General features: G+C 43.5%; 13 protein-coding genes. 10 read left to right on the top strand and 3 right to left on the bottom strand.

Translation table 11 applies throughout. The features are described 5' to 3' along the window. Nucleotides 1-98: 98 nt before the first annotated feature. From rplM to scpB, 6 genes are all read left to right on the top strand, one after another. Entirely contained in the window at nt 99-527 is a 429-nt protein-coding gene (rplM, locus tag FHS24_RS08805; RefSeq protein ID WP_183620736.1) for a 50S ribosomal protein L13, read from the top strand. Between the two features lie 10 nt (nt 528-537). Next, nucleotides 538-924, top strand: coding sequence for a 30S ribosomal protein S9 (rpsI, locus tag FHS24_RS08800; protein WP_183620735.1), 387 nt, complete (start codon nt 538-540; stop codon nt 922-924). Between the two features lie 291 nt (nt 925-1,215). Next, nucleotides 1,216-2,325, top strand: a complete 1,110-nt coding sequence (locus FHS24_RS08795; protein ID WP_183620734.1) for an LpxL/LpxP family acyltransferase — start codon at nt 1,216-1,218, stop codon at nt 2,323-2,325. 154 nt (nt 2,326-2,479) lie between these two features. After that, nucleotides 2,480-3,559: a tryptophan--tRNA ligase gene (locus FHS24_RS08790; RefSeq protein WP_183620733.1), complete on the top strand. Its 1,080-nt coding sequence runs from the start codon at nt 2,480-2,482 to the stop codon at nt 3,557-3,559. Between the two features lie 180 nt (nt 3,560-3,739). Then, complete coding sequence (locus FHS24_RS08785) at nt 3,740-4,549, top strand: segregation and condensation protein A (protein WP_183620841.1); 810 nt, start codon at nt 3,740-3,742, stop codon at nt 4,547-4,549. A 32-nt stretch (nt 4,550-4,581) separates the two neighbouring features. After that, nucleotides 4,582-5,127 carry an SMC-Scp complex subunit ScpB gene (scpB, locus tag FHS24_RS08780; RefSeq protein ID WP_183620732.1) on the top strand — a complete coding sequence of 182 codons (546 nt, stop codon included), beginning with the start codon at nt 4,582-4,584 and terminating at the stop codon, nt 5,125-5,127. A gap of 139 nt (nt 5,128-5,266) precedes the next feature. On the opposite strand, the gene lolA is transcribed toward scpB, so the two are convergent. From lolA to rplU, 3 genes are all read right to left on the bottom strand, one after another. Beyond that, entirely contained in the window at nt 5,267-5,965 is a 699-nt protein-coding gene (gene lolA, locus FHS24_RS08775) for an outer membrane lipoprotein chaperone LolA (protein WP_183620731.1), read from the bottom strand. Between the two features lie 429 nt (nt 5,966-6,394). After that, complete coding sequence (gene rpmA / locus FHS24_RS08770) at nt 6,395-6,652, bottom strand: 50S ribosomal protein L27 (protein ID WP_010199200.1); 258 nt, start codon at nt 6,650-6,652, stop codon at nt 6,395-6,397. Nucleotides 6,653-6,746: 94 nt separating this feature from the next. Beyond that, nucleotides 6,747-7,058 carry a 50S ribosomal protein L21 gene (rplU, locus tag FHS24_RS08765; protein WP_144297745.1) on the bottom strand — a complete coding sequence of 104 codons (312 nt, stop codon included), beginning with the start codon at nt 7,056-7,058 and terminating at the stop codon, nt 6,747-6,749. Nucleotides 7,059-7,864: 806 nt separating this feature from the next. On the opposite strand from rplU, the gene FHS24_RS08760 reads away from it, so the two are divergent. From FHS24_RS08760 to FHS24_RS08745, 4 genes are all read left to right on the top strand, one after another. After that, nucleotides 7,865-8,794 (top strand): polyprenyl synthetase family protein, encoded by a 930-nt coding sequence (locus FHS24_RS08760; protein ID WP_406947783.1) that lies wholly within the window; start codon nt 7,865-7,867, stop codon nt 8,792-8,794. 669 nt (nt 8,795-9,463) lie between these two features. Further along, nucleotides 9,464-10,807: an efflux RND transporter periplasmic adaptor subunit gene (locus FHS24_RS08755; protein ID WP_183620729.1), complete on the top strand. Its 1,344-nt coding sequence runs from the start codon at nt 9,464-9,466 to the stop codon at nt 10,805-10,807. A 35-nt stretch (nt 10,808-10,842) separates the two neighbouring features. Continuing rightward, the gene (locus FHS24_RS08750) at nt 10,843-14,091 is read left to right on the top strand and encodes an efflux RND transporter permease subunit (RefSeq protein ID WP_183620728.1); all 3,249 of its coding nucleotides are present in this window, start codon (nt 10,843-10,845) and stop codon (nt 14,089-14,091) included. Beyond that, on the top strand, nt 14,088-15,899 hold the full coding sequence (locus FHS24_RS08745; protein ID WP_183620726.1) for an efflux transporter outer membrane subunit: 1,812 nt from the start codon (nt 14,088-14,090) through the stop codon (nt 15,897-15,899). The genes FHS24_RS08750 and FHS24_RS08745 overlap by 4 nt, the downstream gene beginning before the upstream one ends. The last annotated feature ends 95 nt before the right edge of the window (nt 15,900-15,994 follow it).

Below are 15,994 nucleotides of genomic sequence, written 5' to 3'. Positions count from 1 at the left end.
TGCAAGCGTAGGCGCTACTGCTTATAATGTGCAGTCTGTTTTTTGAGAGCCCCGTTCCCAGCTAAACTCTCAACGAATTCTAATTTTAAGGTTTTATCATGAAAACACTTAGTGCAAAACCAGCTGAAGTGACCCATGACTGGTATGTCGTAGATGCTGACGGCAAAACCCTTGGTCGCCTAGCTACTCAAATCGCTACACGCTTACGTGGCAAACATAAGACTTGTTATACGCCTCACGTAGATACTGGTGATTTTATCGTTGTTATCAACGCAGAGAAAATCGCGGTAACGGGTAAAAAAGCACAAGATAAAAAGTACTATCGTCACAGTGGTTACCCAGGCGGTATTAAAGAAACCAACTTCACCAAGCTGATTGCACATAAGCCTGAAGATGTTCTACACAAAGCGGTTAAGGGTATGCTTCCAAAAGGTCCTCTTGGCTACGCGATGATCAAAAAGCTGAAACTATATGCGGGTACCGAACATCCACATGAAGCTCAGCAACCTAAAGAACTAGACATCTAAGGATATACTTATGGAACGCAATTACGGAACTGGTCGTCGCAAAACTTCTACCGCTCGTGTCTTTTTAGCTAAAGGTACTGGTGCTATCGTTGTTAACGGCAAACCACTTGATGAGTATTTCAGCCGCGAAACGTCGCGCATGGTTGTTCGTCAGCCTTTAGAATTACTTGACACACCTACTGCTTATGACCTTTACATCACTGTAAAAGGCGGCGGTATTAGTGGTCAAGCTGGCGCAATCCGTCACGGCATCACGCGTGCATTGATTGAGCTTGATGAATCTAACAAACCTGCTCTAAAAGCAGCTGGTTTTGTTACTCGTGACTCACGTCAAGTTGAACGTAAGAAATTGGGTCTACGTAAAGCACGTAAACGTCCACAATTCTCGAAACGTTAATCAAAGCTATCTCTTTGCTTTTTACTGTTGCCGGCTTTATCTCAGAGTCGCCATAGTAGTATTAAGCAAAGGAATAGATTTGCAAAACCTTATAAGCTGGTCACAGCTTATAAGGTTTTTTTATGGCTAGTTTTTAGCGATTATTTTTAGCCATGCTTTTTTAACGGCAGTTTTTAGCCAGTATTCTTGAATGATGGTTTTTACCTGTGCCAGTTTTTGTGCATAAATCACCTTGCAAAGCCACGCTCACTGCCCCATCATAATCATAACTTTTATTACCTTGTCCTCATTATGAAAGCCCCTGAACAATACGACCCTAGTAAGCCTGTAAAAACCGATATGCCAGCACCGACTGTAGGCGAGCATAGTAATAAACATAGCAAAATGGCTAAGTCACCTGCTATCCCTGTCGGCACGCCAACGATTACGCAAACGCATAAACAAACGACGCAAGCGGATAAAAAACCCTTTCAATGGCAGTTTTTATTGCCTAAATATTGGGGTATCTGGCTAGTCTTGGCAATTTTTCTACCAATGATATATCTGCCACTACGTTGGCAGTTTTGGCTGGGTCGTAAGCTTGGTATTTTAATCTATAAAGTAGTAGGCTCACGCAGGCGTGATACCTTGATTAACTTAAGATTGGCTTTTCCAGAAAAGCCCGAAACTGAGCGTGAACTGATGGCAAAGCAAGTTTTTGTCAACCAAGGTATTGGTGTGTTTGAGACCCTATGCGCTTGGTTTCGTCCCGATGTTTTTACGCGTACCGTTTCTATCTCAGGCTTACAGCATTTAGTTAATGCACAAAACGAAGGTCGTGCTGTCATTTTGCTCGGGGCACATTATACGATGCTCGATCTTGGCGGTATGTTATGTACGCAGTTTTTCCCTATGGATGGCATGTATCGACCACAGAATAACGCGTTGCTCGATTGGTTTATCTATAATGGCCGCACCAATATATTAAGTAAGCAAATAGCCAGTAGAGATATGCGTAGCTTTGTTGAGTCGATTAAAGAAGGCCACGTGATTTGGTACTCACCTGACCAAGATTACGGGTTGAAACAAGGCGTCATGGCACCATTTTTTGGTGTGTCAGCAGCCACCATTACGGCCTCACGGCGTATGGCGAAATTAGGCGACAAACAGCATCCACCTGCATTGATGGCACTGCATACCTATCGACAAACGCCAGATAACCTACCAAAGGGCAAACGTCCGCATTATCATTTAACCATTACGCCAGAGCTGGATAATTATCCAAGTGATGACGAGGTTGCTGATGCAACGCGCGTTAATGAAGTACTAGAAGGCTTGATTCGTATCGATCCAACCCAATGGATGTGGTTTCACCGTCGCTTTAAAAACGGCCCTAATGGTCGCACTGATATCTATCGGTAGCCTTTTTTGGCAATAAAATCGCGTTGAAATTTGCTATACTTTGCAGCTGATATTTTTATCCTGCATATCGCCTATATTAGTCACCTACTTATACCAATAACTCACTTATATTAATTATCAATAATAACGTGAGAAACAAAATAACGGATTTTTCATGAGCACCCAAACTGACGCAGTTACAGACGCACCTAAAAGAGAAAGCAAACGTATCCTAACCGGTATCAAACCGACGGGCATTCCGCATTTGGGTAATTATGTTGGTGCCATTCGCCCAGCGATTCAGTCTATTCAAGATAGTGATGACGAAGCATTTTTCTTTTTGGCTGATTATCATGGCATTATCGGCTGTTACGACCCTGCTGTCATTCATGAATCGACCAAGATTATTGCAGCGACGTGGATTGCTTGCGGTCTTGACCCTGAACGTGTGACTTTTTATCGTCAGTCCGATGTACCAGAGATTCCAGAACTTGCTTGGATTTTAAATTGCTCATGTGCCAAAGGTCTGATGAACCGCGCGCACGCTTATAAGGCGGCGGTCGATATTAATACTGAAAAAGCAGATGTCGATCCAGATCAAGGTATCAACATGGGTCTATTTGGCTATCCTGTGCTTATGGCTGCCGATATCTTGATGTTTAATGCGACTCATGTACCCGTCGGTCGTGACCAAGTACAGCATATTGAGATGGCGCGTGATATCGCTGGTACGTTTAACCATCGTTATAAAACTCTTTTTACCCTGCCGTCAGCGGTTGTTGATGAAGACATCCCGCTCCTAACAGGGCTCGATGGTCGTAAAATGAGTAAGAGCTATAGCAATACCATTCCTCTATTTGGCGAGCCTAATCCGCAAGTCAGCCCAGAAAAACAGATGCATAAAGCCATTATGAAAATTGTGACCAACTCACAATTACCAGCTGAGCCAAAAGACCCTGACGATTCTGCTATTTTTGAGATTTACAAAGCCTTCGCAACGCCTACTGAGATTGCCGATATGCGTGCGCAGTTTGCCGCTGGTATTGGCTGGGGTGATGCTAAGCAAGCGTTATTTGATAAAATCAATAGCGAGATTGCCCCATTCCGTGCACGTTACGAAGAGCTGATGGCCAATCCAAAAGAGCTAGAAGAAATCCTACAAATGGGCGCAGAAAAAGCCCGTCGTCATAGCCGTAAGCAACTAGATAAAACTCGTCGTGCCATTGGTATCCGTCCACTTGCTAAGCTTAAATAAGCCTTTGATTGCTTTAACTTATCGTAATCAAAGCCGATGCTAAGCGTGCAGACTAAGCTAAAAAATCAACCGGCGGCTTTACCAAAAGCCGCTTCTCTTGTAGGCGCGTATCAAAACTCTGAGTTTATAAATAGCAATGGCGAGCATGATGGCCAACATAATCATTCAATTGTTAATGATATGTCGCTGCGTATTTATCAAACGCCAGTGCAGCATCTGCCAGAAGATTTATATGTGCCGCCGCAAGCGTTTGCCATTTGGTTAGAGCAGTTTGCCGGGCCATTGGATTTTTTATTATATCTGGTCAAAAAAAATAACGTTGATCTGACCCAAATGCCAATATTGCCGATTACAGAGCAATATTTGGCTTATATCAGTGAGCTGGATACCGAACATTTTGAATTGGCCGGTGACTATCTGCTGATGGCATCGACGTTGATTGCGATTAAAACCGAGCTACTGCTACCAAAGCCCGAAACGCCGAGCGATGAGCGTGATCCGAAAGCTGAGCTGATTGAGCGCCTTGAAGAATATGCGCAAATAAAAGTAGCCAGTCAGCGTTTGGACAATCTGGTGCGTCTTGAGCGCGATGTGTTTTTAGCGATGGTCAGTATGCCCAGTCAAGACGTTATGAATGCGGAATTACCCAATTACTCGCCGAACCTTTTGATTGATAGCTTATTTAAAATGCAACTACAGCCTGACTATCAGATGCACACCATCAAAGTTGATGCCGTACCCCTTTCCGACCGTATTGCCAGTATTAGCAGGCAGCTAAGCACGGATGGCGCGCACTCGTTTTATGAGCTACTGGATAAAACTCAAGGTAAAATTGGCGTGGTGGTCAGCTTTGTCGCGGTATTAGAGCTGATGAAACGGCAGTTGGTTGGTGTCATAAATACTGATTTAAAAGGTCACGATACTACTGCTGACGATGAGTTTGCAGAAAACAGCCATATAAGGCAATTAACGTTACAGTGGCTAGCTTAATGCTTAATGGCTTTTAATAGAGAGTATGTGCAATGACAGATACGCAGCATCGATATTTAGAAGAGATGAGCAAACATATTGAAGTGCTCCTGCATGCATCAGAAGCACCCTTGACTGCTGCGAGCTTAAAAAAGCATCTGTCAGTGACAACCAATACCTTAAATCAAGCATTAGACTTATTAGAGCAACGCTTAAAGGCAAATGTCTTAAGCTTGCATAAAACAGCCAGTGGTTATCGGCTACAAATCGCAGATAGCTATAGCCCGTTAATTCAGCGCGTATTCCCGCAGCGACAAGAACGCCTCAGCCAAGCGCTGCTTGAAACATTGAGTGTGATTGCCTATAAGCAGCCAGTGACACGCGGTGACATCGAGCACGTACGCGGTGTAACGCTATCGAGTAATATACTCCGCCAGCTATTTGATAAAGGCTGGATTGAAGAGAAAGGCTACAAAGATACTTTGGGTCGCCCTGCACTACTACATACTACGTCGCAATTTTTAGATGCGTTTGGTTTGACCAATTTAGATGAGCTGCCCGCATTGCCAAATATGGAAGCCATTAAAACGCTCTCTTAGCATCAAAGCTTTCTCTTAGATAGTTTAAAATAAGACCTACACAATATTCTTACTCCCATAAAAGAGGACAAACCGAATAGGTTTGTCCTTTTTTTGGAATCAGATTTTTAAATCAGTACGGTTAAATTAATAGTACTTATTATTGATTAATAATATCAACACCCTTTGGTGGCGTAAATTTAAACTGGCTACTACCGATACTTGGGTTCATTTTGATACCACTAAACTTAATCGTCGTGGTTTGTCCTAAGCTATCATTCAGTACCATCATCACCGGCTTACCACCGCTAAAGCTCATCGATAAGCTCTTAAAGCTAGCGCTCTCTGATTTTGGATATAATACATAGTAGTTTTTATTAGCGTATGGCTGAGTGATTTTAAAGTTCTTATCAATTTTGCTTGGATCACCTGACAATAGTAGCGCTGGGGTATTACCCACTTGGCTATCGACATTTTGCTTGGTCGCTTGCTCCAAATCCTTATCATAAACCCACATCGAGCTGCCATTTGCGACAATCAGCTGCTCTGAAGGTGACTTGGTTTCCCAGCGAAAGTTATTCGGACGCTGAACACTCATCGTACCCGTAAAGGTGCCACTATTGGCGCCTTTGGTGGTTTGGCTAAAGTTAGCCGTCATGCTTTTGGTATTACTTAATAGCTTGTTTAAGCGTTTAGCGGCAGTTAGATTATCAGCAGGAGCAGCCGTTGCCGATTGCGTCAAGGCAATCATAGGCGCGGCAACACCAAGTGAGGTCATCAATACACCCGCTAAAGCACCGCTCATTACTTTTTGTTTTAAGGTCGTTTTGTTAGTCATTTTGTTAGTTAATAAAGTCATTATAAATCCTCTTTTAAATGCAAAATAGCATAAAGATAAAACGTTTTATTTAAAATTTTTGTTTTCAATAAGTGCTTATCTCACGACGCTCAGTTCAGAATTAATAAAATTAAACTGACGTGATTAAACAATGCAGACAGTGTGCCAGTTTTTTTATTACGCGCCTAGTCATGATTTGCAATCATTACTACCGCTGCCATACACGCTTGTAACCAGTAGCGTTACATAGTATTCACCGCCATTCATTATCTGCTTTATATATGAATTAAGGCTATCTAAAAGCATTTTTCGAGCTATTGGTAATCTAATAACCTGCTACTAATAACAAACTAGCGCCATAAAAAAAGCCCTTACTACCAAACGGTAATAAGGGCTTTTTTTAGTCATCAAGCTATTTTAATCTTCGATTAAAATAGCCCAGATGGGCAATTATGCGCTTTCAACCATAACATAACGACGGTTGAATTTACCTTTGGTCGCAAACTTTACCACACCGTCATTTAGTGCAAATAAAGTATGGTCACGACCCATGCCAACGCCTTCGCCTGCGTGGAATTCTGTACCACGTTGACGAACGATGATGTTACCAGCGACGATGGCTTGACCGCCAAAGATTTTTACGCCTAGCATTTTTGGGTTTGAATCACGACCGTTACGGCTTGAACCGGCAGCTTTTTTATGTGCCATGAGAAAATCTCCTTGTTAATGTGACTTATCGCTAATGCGACAACTCTTAAGCTTTTAGTGCGTTATTAATTATCAATAAACTGACAATCGTTAATTAAGCATTAATCGCTTTGATTTTTAACAAGGTGTACCATTGGCGGTGACCTTGCTCTTTGTGATAATGCTTACGACGGTTGTGTTTAATGATACGGATTTTTTCGCCGCGACCATGTTCAACCACTTCAACTTCTACGCTAGCGCCTTCAACGACAGGCTGACCGATTTTGACAGTTTCACCATCAACAACCATCAACACGTCTTCAAATTTGATTGTTTCGCCTTTTTCTGCTTTTAGTAATTCAACTTTAAGCAATTCATCGACGACTACACGGTGCTGTTTACCACCAGTTTTGATTACTGCGTACATTGTATGACTCCGTTTAACCCGTGTGCCGTGGCTGATATCATACCAACGCTTTTACGACGAACACGACAGGGAAAAATTAAAGGCAAGATTTTACGGCTTTTTGCTCATAAAAGCAAGCCGCATCTCTTGTTTTGCTCAGGTGGTAATACCAATAATACTGGCTCAAATGTTTATATATACTTATATATACTTATATATACTTATATATACTTATATATAGTAACGATGTGATTAATTAACAAGCGTATAAACCACCGCTGTTAAGACCACTATTTTTCCAAGTATAAGACATCGAACCATCATTGGTTAAAATCCAACAGCGGCTATTATAACTTATATAATCAGTTACTTACAGTTTTTTGTAAATATTAACTTATTATTACTCAATGTGAGCGAATAAGTTCCACTCGATATGATAAATGGCTTAATAAACATCGGTATATTACTTTTTAATTAGGCGACCCATATATCAAAATAAAGGGCTAAACTGGTGGCGGCATATAAAGGCCGCCGTGTATTCTGCTATACTTAAATCAACAATTGACCCAGATAGCTATGCTATTATGCGTCAAACGATAGCCGTACTATCAATACTTGTTATAAGCATTTACTATAAATAGACAGACCGCTATCCACACCCTTTTTTATTTTCATTGGTATGACGACTCATTATGACCAGTAACTCTTTATCTAACGCCGCTGCAGCATCAACCACCCCCCTAACTAACTTAGCAAGCACGCCAAGCAATGCTGACACCCTAAGCTATGCCGATATTCAAAGCATCGTTGCTGATGATTTTGACATTATGGACAAGCAAGTTTTTGGCAGTTTGAATTCCAAAGTTCAACTGGTCATGAGCGTCTCGCAGCATGTGATTAATGCTGGCGGCAAACGTATGCGCCCGCTCATTACCTTGTTATGCGCGCGGATGTTTAATGATGAGCCGTCGCAGCAAGCGATGCATTTGGCGGCGATTACTGAGATGCTGCATACCGCAACTTTAGTTCATGACGATGTGATTGATGAATCAGGTCAGCGTCGTGGTAAGCCAACTGCCAACGCTACTTGGGATAACGCCACGGCAGTGCTGGTTGGTGACTATCTTATTGCCCGCGCCTTTAATCTATTGGTTGGTTTTCAGAGCTTACCTTTATTGCAAGTGTTCTCAGATGGTACTTGTGATATCGCCGAGGGCGAAGTGTTACAGCTACAGCATCAGCACAATCCTGAAGCCACTGAAGCTGACTATCTAAACATCATCGATGGAAAAACGTCACGCTTATTTATGATGGCGACCCAGGGCGCTGCTATTTTGCAAAATAAAACTGAGCATCTGCAAGCATTGGCTGATTTCGGTCAGCATTTCGGTAATGCTTTCCAAATCGTCGATGACGTGCTCGATTATAGTGGCGATAGTGAGCTTATGGGTAAAAACCTTGGCGATGATTTGGCGGAAGGTAAACCAACGCTGCCAACCATCAAGGCGCTTGAATTATTAAAAAACAGCGATACAGCAGGCTATGAGCAGTTACGTATCGCTGTACAAACTGGTAAAACACCAGATGCTGAGCAGCTTATCGAGCTGGTACGTCAGTCAGGCTCGCTTGAATACTGTAAGCAACGCGCGTTAGAAGAGACCAAACTAGCACAGCAAGCGCTTAGCAGCTTACCTGATAACCGCTACCGCCAAGGGCTATATCAATTGACAGAACTTGCCAGCGCTCGTTTAGTATAAAGGCTATTTATTTGTCTGATATATCTGAATCTTTGTATACTTCCTATATATAAACATTCCAATATATTAGGCAAATCCGCCGTATTTATTAAAGGTTAAGTTAAGCCCAACTTTATAATAATAAAACATAAAAATGAGGAAGTTTGGGCTGTGATACTAGCAGCTCGCTCATTAATCATAGAAACACTTACTTAAGCTTATTTGTTTTACCTACATATTTTAGCGTTCACACTTAAGTATTGCTTATACAGAATTTTTCTGTCTCCTCTGTTTTTTACTGTATTTTTATACAGCTTTCTTGCTACTATCTCTGAATCTCATTAAAAAAACAAAAATTAACAATATTCTAGTTCGGCATTCATTACGAATTTTACAAGGTATTTTTAACGCCATGCTTGTATTATCAATGGCTATTAAGCATTTATTGAGCTAGAAGACAGTTACGAGGCGCAAAAACGGTTTTTTGCACCTTGACTGTAGGGTATACCCTATAGTTTATAATCATTCATTAAATTAAATCTGCTTATCCGATTGTTACGCGTTTAGCGATTAATATATTGGCAACGGTAAATGCATCTTACTTTTCATATCTACTACGTTAAGATTTACCCCTAAACTTTTAATACTGTAATTATTTATTATATGATATTTATATTGCCGAGGACATTGATGAAGCACTCTACTCTTGCGCTTGTAATAGCATCTGTACTATCTGGAGCTGTACTGGTTGGCTGTGACAAAAACGAGGACGCAGCTGGTGACGCAGCCGCACAGCAGCAAATGCCACCTGCTGTCGTCAACGTTCAGACTGTCACTCTAGACACCATACCTCAAGTACAGACCTTTGCTGGACGTACCGCGGCTTATCAAACCGCAGACGTCCGCCCACAGGTTAATGGCATTATTGACGAGGTTTTGTTCCGTGAGGGCAGCAACGTCAAAAAAGACCAACCTTTATATCGTATCAATACTGATAACTACGCAACGTCTATCACCAGTGGTCAGGCAGCGATAGCACAAGCAGAAGCCAACTATCAGACGGCATTGGCTAACAATGCTAATGCAAAAGCGGATTTGGCCAGCCGCCAAGCGTCGCTATCACAAGCACAAAATGATTTGCAACGTCTGCAAGGTTTGGTTGCTATTGATGCCATCTCAAAGCAGCAGTATGACCAAGCACAAACTGCTGTGCGTACTGCTCAGGCTGCCGTGCAAAGCGCCAATGCTGCTATCGGTCAATCACAAGCCGGTATTGAAAGCGCAAAAGCTGGCATCCAAACCGCCAAGGCAGGTTTACAAGCAAGCACTTTAGATTTAAACCGTACTATCGTACGTGCGCCGCTTTCAGGTCGTAGTGATCGCTCTAGCGCAACTGCTGGCACTTTGGTTAGCGCCGGTCAACCCACTCCTTTAGTGACTATCTCACGCTTAGACCCTATCTATGTCGATATCAGCCAGTCTTCGTCTGAGCTGCTCAAATTACGCCAGCAAATCTCTGCAGGTAAAGCACAAGCAGGAATGAACTCGGTTGAATTGGTGTTAGAAGATGGCTCAACTTATCCCGTACGCGGTGAACTTGCTTTATCTGAAGCAAAAGTTGATGAATCTACAGGTGCGGTGACCTTACGTGCGGTCTTCCCAAATAAAAGCAATATCTTATTACCCGGTATGTATGTCAGTGCGCGCTTAACTCAAAGCGTCATTACCAATGCAGCACTCGTCCCGCAAAGTGCAGTCATGCGCTCAACCAAGAGTGAGACGCAAGTCTATATCGTTGATGAAAACAATAAAATCCAAGTGCGTCCTGTTACTGTTAATGGTACCTATAAAGGACAATGGGTGGTTACAGACGGTCTACAAGCAGGCGATAAAGTAGTGGTTATCGGCGGAGCAAAAGTGAAGCCTGAACAAGAGGTTATTGCGAAGCCATTAGAAAATCCAAACCCTGCGCCTGCTGCAAAAGAGCCTGCTGCCAAAACACCGCAGCAAGCTGCAAAATCAGCCGCCAAATAATTCCATTCAAAGCTAGGAAGACTTAGGGATTTACTATGTCACGTTTTTTTATTGATCGCCCTATTTTTGCATGGGTGATGGCTATTTTAGTCATGCTCATCGGGATAATATCGGTTATCAACCTGCCGATTGAGCAGTATCCGGCAATTGCGCCGCCAACCGTAACAGTCAGTGCCAGCTATCCTGGTGCTAACGCTGAAACTGTTGAAAACTCAGTAGTACAGATTATTGAACAGCGTATGAAAGGGCTTGATGGCTTGATGTATATGAAGTCGTCGAGTTCTTCAAACGGTAGTGCCTCTGTACAGCTTTTCTTTGAAAATGGTACAGATTCTGATACCGCTCAGGTTCAGGTACAGAACAAATTACAAGCCGCCATGAGCTCGCTGCCTGAGCAAGTACAGCGTCAAGGCGTCAACGTCAATAAAGCCTCTGAAGGTTTCTTAGCCGTATTTGGCTTTGTCTCCGAAGATGGCAGTATGGATCCCGCTGATATCGGTGATTACATCAACTCTAATGTCGTCGATCAGCTCAGCCGTGTTGAAGGCGTTGGTCAAGTCCAAGCGTTTGGTGCCTCTTACGCCATGCGTATTTGGCTAGATCCTGAACGCTTACGTGGCTATAGCTTAGTGCCATCTGATGTGGTCAATGCGGTACGAGCGCAAAATGCACAAGTATCCGCAGGTCAATTAGGTCAAGCACCTGCTGATGTCGATGAACAAGTTATTAATGCGACCGTCACCGTACAGAGTTATTTAAAAACGCCTGACGAATTTAAAAACATCCTACTAAAAACCGATGTTTCAGGCGCGCAAGTACGTTTAGGCGATGTTGCAAAGGTTGAAATTGGTAGTGAAAACTACAGTACGATTGCCTTATTCAACGGTAAAGAAGCAGCAGGTCTTGCCATCTCACTCGCAAGTGGTGCGAACGCACTTGAAACGCGCGAATTGGTTGGTGATCGAGTCGCCGAGCTAGAAGCAAACTTCCCTATCGGTCTAAAGTCAGTTATTCCTTATGACACTACGCCATTTGTACGCTTGTCTATTGAACAAGTGGTCATGACCTTAATCGAAGCGATTGTCTTGGTATTTATCGTCATGTTCATTTTCTTACAGAACTGGCGCGCGACGATTATTCCAACCCTTGCCGTTCCTGTGGTTCTATTAGGTACCTTTGCAGTACTTTATATTGCAGGCTTTAGTATCAACGTCTTAACCATGTTTGCTATGGTCCTATCCATCGGTCTGTTGGTCGATGATGCGATTGTCGTGGTAGAAAACGTCGAGCGGCTTTTGGAAGAAGACCAAAATATCTCTATCAAAGACGCTACGATACAGTCAATGGGTGAGATTAGTAAAATCGTTGTAGGTATTGCGCTTATCTTATCAGCAGTATTCGTCCCGATGGCATTTTTCGGCGGCTCAACTGGGGTAATTTATCGTCAGTTCGCCATTACCTTGATTACCAGTATGGTGCTATCAGCACTGGTCGCACTTATCTTTACCCCTGCCCTTTGTGTGACGTTACTAAAACGCAGTAAAAGCCATGAAAAAGGCAATAGCGAAAATCAAAAAGGCTTCTTTGGTTGGTTTAACCGCTCTTTTACCAAAGCCAGTCGCTCTTATGAAAATTTTGTCGGTAAAAGCTTCCGCTTGAAATGGTTATATCTAATTGCCTATGCTGCTATTATCGGTATTATGGCAGTGGTATTCTTACGTATTCCTGGTTCATTCTTACCAGAAGAAGATCAGGGCATTATGTTTACCGCAGTACAGCTGCCTGCTGGCTCGACTTTGAATGAAACGCAAGCAGTGCTCGATAAAGTGAGCGCTTATTATAGTAGCCAAGAGCCAGATAATGTGGCTTCAGCGTTTACAATTGCAGGCTTTAGTTTTGTTGGACAAGGACAAAACGTCGGTCTTGCCTTCGTAAAACTGAATGATTGGGCAGATCGTAAGGGTGAAGAAAATACAGCGCGGGCAGTCTCTGATCGTGCACAAGGTTATTTCTTTACCCAAATCAACGAAGCAACTGTTTTTAATATCATCCCACCAGCGATTAGCGGGCTTGGTAACTCTAGTGGCTTTGATTTGATGCTCCAAGATTCAGGTAGTGTCGGACACGAAGGTCTACTCGAAGCACGAAATATGTTGCTTGGTATGGCCGCTCAAAACGATAAAGTAGCTGGCGTACGTCCAAACGGACAAGAAGATGCGCCGCAGCTTAAAATTGATATCAACCAAGAACAAGCTGCCGCTTATGGTTTGTCGTTGGCAAATATCAATAGCGTAATCTCAACCGCATGGGGTTCAAGTTATATCAATGACTTCGTTGACCGTGGTCGTGTTAAGCGTGTGTTTGTACAAGGTGAGCCTAGTAGTCGTACCAATCCTGATGACATCGGTAAATGGTATGTCCGTAACGATAGCAACGAGATGATCTCATTTGATGCTTTCTCTAGTAGTAAATGGGAAACCGGTTCACCGGGTCTCACGCGCTATAACAGTCTGGCGTCAATGAATATCCAAGGTAGTGCCGCTCCTGGTCTTAGTACCGGTGAAGCGATGGAGGCCATGGAAGCCATGGTTGAACAGTTACCAGAAGGCATCAGTTACGAGTGGACAGGTCTATCATTAGAAGAGCAAAAGTCAGGTGCTCAAGCGCCGATGCTGTATGCTATCTCAATCTTAGTGGTATTCTTATGTCTTGCTGCTTTGTATGAAAGCTGGTCAATTCCATTCTCAGTACTATTAGTTATTCCGCTTGGGGTACTTGGTGCGGTGGTATTCACTTGGCTGCGTGGTTTATCCAATGATGTTTACTTGCAAGTTGGTCTACTCACCGTGGTTGGGCTCTCCGCCAAAAACGCCATCTTGATTATTGAGTTTGCAAGGGACCATCAAGAGGAAGGTTATACCCTAAAAGAGGCCGTCATGACTGCCGCACGTCAGCGTCTGCGTCCTATTATTATGACCTCGCTTGCCTTTGGTCTTGGTGTTGTGCCATTATTCATCGCCACAGGTGCTGGTTCTGGTAGTCAAAACGCCATTGGTACCAGTGTGGTTGGCGGTGTTGTGACTGCGACTTTCTTAGGTATCTTCTTTATTCCGATGTTCTATATTTGGGTTCGTAGTATGTTCCCGCATAAATACGAGAACAACAAACCAAACGATAGAGATGATGGCAGCGACGGCACACCTGGTCCGCAGAACCCAACGCCTTCTGACCCAATGCCTTCTGAGAGTTATCAGCCTGTAAGCCTTGGAGATAATACACAATGAGTGCTCAAAAAAATATTACCTTAAGCTCAGCAGCGGTAGCAAACATTGCTACCACTGCGCAACCGGCGCTTGCAGTACTGCGCAAAAATGGCGGTCGGCTAATCGGCTTGACTGCTTTAGCGTTAAGCATGGCGGCTTGTAATACCATTCCGAAAGCGGATATGCGTCCTGTCCTTGCTGAGCCGAATGTGCCTATCGAACAAACCTATGGTGCGTTTGATAAAGAAACGGTCAGCAGCGCCGATCAGCCAAGTATCGCTGGTCATCGCTGGCAGAATTTCTATAGCGACGAGCGCCTAAAAGGTCTGATTGCGTTAGGTTTAGAGAATAACAAAGACTTTGAAAGTGCCCGCTTAGCGATTGAAAAAGCACGTGCGCAATATCAAATCACCGATCTTAATGACCTACCTAGAATTGATGGTAGTGGTGGTTACACGCGCTCAGCACAAAATAGAACTGATAAAAACCCTAACAGCTCATATAACGTCAATCTTGGTCTGGCCAACTATGAATTAGACTTTTGGGGTAAAATCGCCAGCTTAAAAGATCAAGCGTTACAGAATTTCTTGGCCACTACAGCGGCGAAAGATTCGACCCAAATCAGCCTGATTAGTAATATTGCCCAAAGCTATGCCAACTTAAGCTATAGCTTAGCGCAGTTGAAGTTGGCAGAGGCCACGGTTGAAAGTCGTGAGAAATCACTATTTATTGCCGATAAACGCTTTGAAGCAGGTATTGATCCTAAGCTGCCATCTTTGCAAGCAAGTGCGTCATTAGAAAATGCCAAACTTGCCGTCCTACGGGCGCAAAGCAGTATTTTAAAAGCACGTAATGCCCTGCAGTTTTTGGTGGGTGGACCGATTCCAGCCAATCTCATTCCAACACCTGCAGTCAGCAACATCACTAGCCAGCAGATATTTAGTGCAGGCTTGCCGAGTGAGTTGCTGCGTTATCGTCCTGATGTGTTGCAAGCAGAATACAATCTAAAAGCCGCTGGTGCCAATATCGAAGTGGCGCGCGCGTCTTACTTCCCATCTATCAGCCTAGCCAGTAGCGTAGGTTTGAGTAGCGGCAGTTTAGATAACTTGTTTAAGAGTGGTTCGGTCGGTTGGTCATTTGGCCCAAGTATTAGCGTGCCTATCTTTGATGCTGGTCGCTTGGATGCCAATTACGATGTGGCGAAAATTGAGCGTGAACAGACGTTAGCAGGTTACGAGAAGTCTATCCAAACGGCGTTCCGCGAAGTATCCGATGTATTAGCCACACGTGCGACTTTGGGCGATCAGCTCGCCGCGCAATACCGTCTGCAAGATAACTTTGAACAGACGTATCAAATTGCAGATGCACGCTTTAAAGCGGGTATTGCAAACTATTTAGACGTACTTGATGCGCAGCGTTCATTGTTCTCAACGCAGCAAGGTATCTTAGATTTAGAGCTACAAAAAATCATCAGCCAAGTCGAGCTTTATCAAGTCTTAGGCGGCGGCGCTAACCTTGACGTACCGACGGTTATTCCTGTACCGCATAAAAACTTAGTGCAATTGGTGAATCTACCTGCCAATAGTAATAAAGCAAAAGCGGTTGATGCCATTGATGCGGCTAGTTCAGCTCGGGTAGCTTCTGTACAAGAAGCGCAAGCGATTAAGCAAGCGCAACCAACAGAAAAGACAACCTTCAGTCCAACCGCGGTCGTTGATGTCAATAATGATGGCAAAACAGACGCGGCAGTAGGCGTACTCACAGAGAAGACGACTATTAACGAGACCAGCGTTGAGCAAGTGCCGGTCACGCAGATCGTTGAGCCTTAAACAGTCCTAGATATTGTGAGGGAACTACACTCACATTGACAGTCGATACGTACAATCAGCCCTACCGACTTGGTAGGGCTTTTTGCTTTCGACAG

The organism is Psychrobacter luti (assembly GCF_014192115.1).
GTDB classification, from domain to species: domain Bacteria; phylum Pseudomonadota; class Gammaproteobacteria; order Pseudomonadales; family Moraxellaceae; genus Psychrobacter; species Psychrobacter luti.
This window is presented reverse-complemented; position numbering and strand designations above follow the sequence as displayed.

Excerpts from the sequence above, each read along its gene's own strand:
- rplM (WP_183620736.1), top strand. The coding sequence starts at position 99 with ATGAAAACACTTAGTGCAAAACCAGCTGAAGTGACCCATGACTGGTAT.
- rpsI (WP_183620735.1), top strand. The coding sequence starts at position 538 with ATGGAACGCAATTACGGAACTGGTCGTCGCAAAACTTCTACCGCTCGT.
- FHS24_RS08795 (WP_183620734.1), top strand. The coding sequence starts at position 1,216 with ATGAAAGCCCCTGAACAATACGACCCTAGTAAGCCTGTAAAAACCGAT.
- FHS24_RS08790 (WP_183620733.1), top strand. The coding sequence starts at position 2,480 with ATGAGCACCCAAACTGACGCAGTTACAGACGCACCTAAAAGAGAAAGC.
- FHS24_RS08785 (WP_183620841.1), top strand. The coding sequence starts at position 3,740 with ATGTCGCTGCGTATTTATCAAACGCCAGTGCAGCATCTGCCAGAAGAT.
- scpB (WP_183620732.1), top strand. The coding sequence starts at position 4,582 with ATGACAGATACGCAGCATCGATATTTAGAAGAGATGAGCAAACATATT.
- lolA (WP_183620731.1), bottom strand. The coding sequence starts at position 5,965 with ATGACTTTATTAACTAACAAAATGACTAACAAAACGACCTTAAAACAA.
- rpmA (WP_010199200.1), bottom strand. The coding sequence starts at position 6,652 with ATGGCACATAAAAAAGCTGCCGGTTCAAGCCGTAACGGTCGTGATTCA.
- rplU (WP_144297745.1), bottom strand. The coding sequence starts at position 7,058 with ATGTACGCAGTAATCAAAACTGGTGGTAAACAGCACCGTGTAGTCGTC.
- FHS24_RS08760 (WP_406947783.1), top strand. The coding sequence starts at position 7,865 with ATGGACAAGCAAGTTTTTGGCAGTTTGAATTCCAAAGTTCAACTGGTC.
- FHS24_RS08755 (WP_183620729.1), top strand. The coding sequence starts at position 9,464 with ATGAAGCACTCTACTCTTGCGCTTGTAATAGCATCTGTACTATCTGGA.
- FHS24_RS08750 (WP_183620728.1), top strand. The coding sequence starts at position 10,843 with ATGTCACGTTTTTTTATTGATCGCCCTATTTTTGCATGGGTGATGGCT.
- FHS24_RS08745 (WP_183620726.1), top strand. The coding sequence starts at position 14,088 with ATGAGTGCTCAAAAAAATATTACCTTAAGCTCAGCAGCGGTAGCAAAC.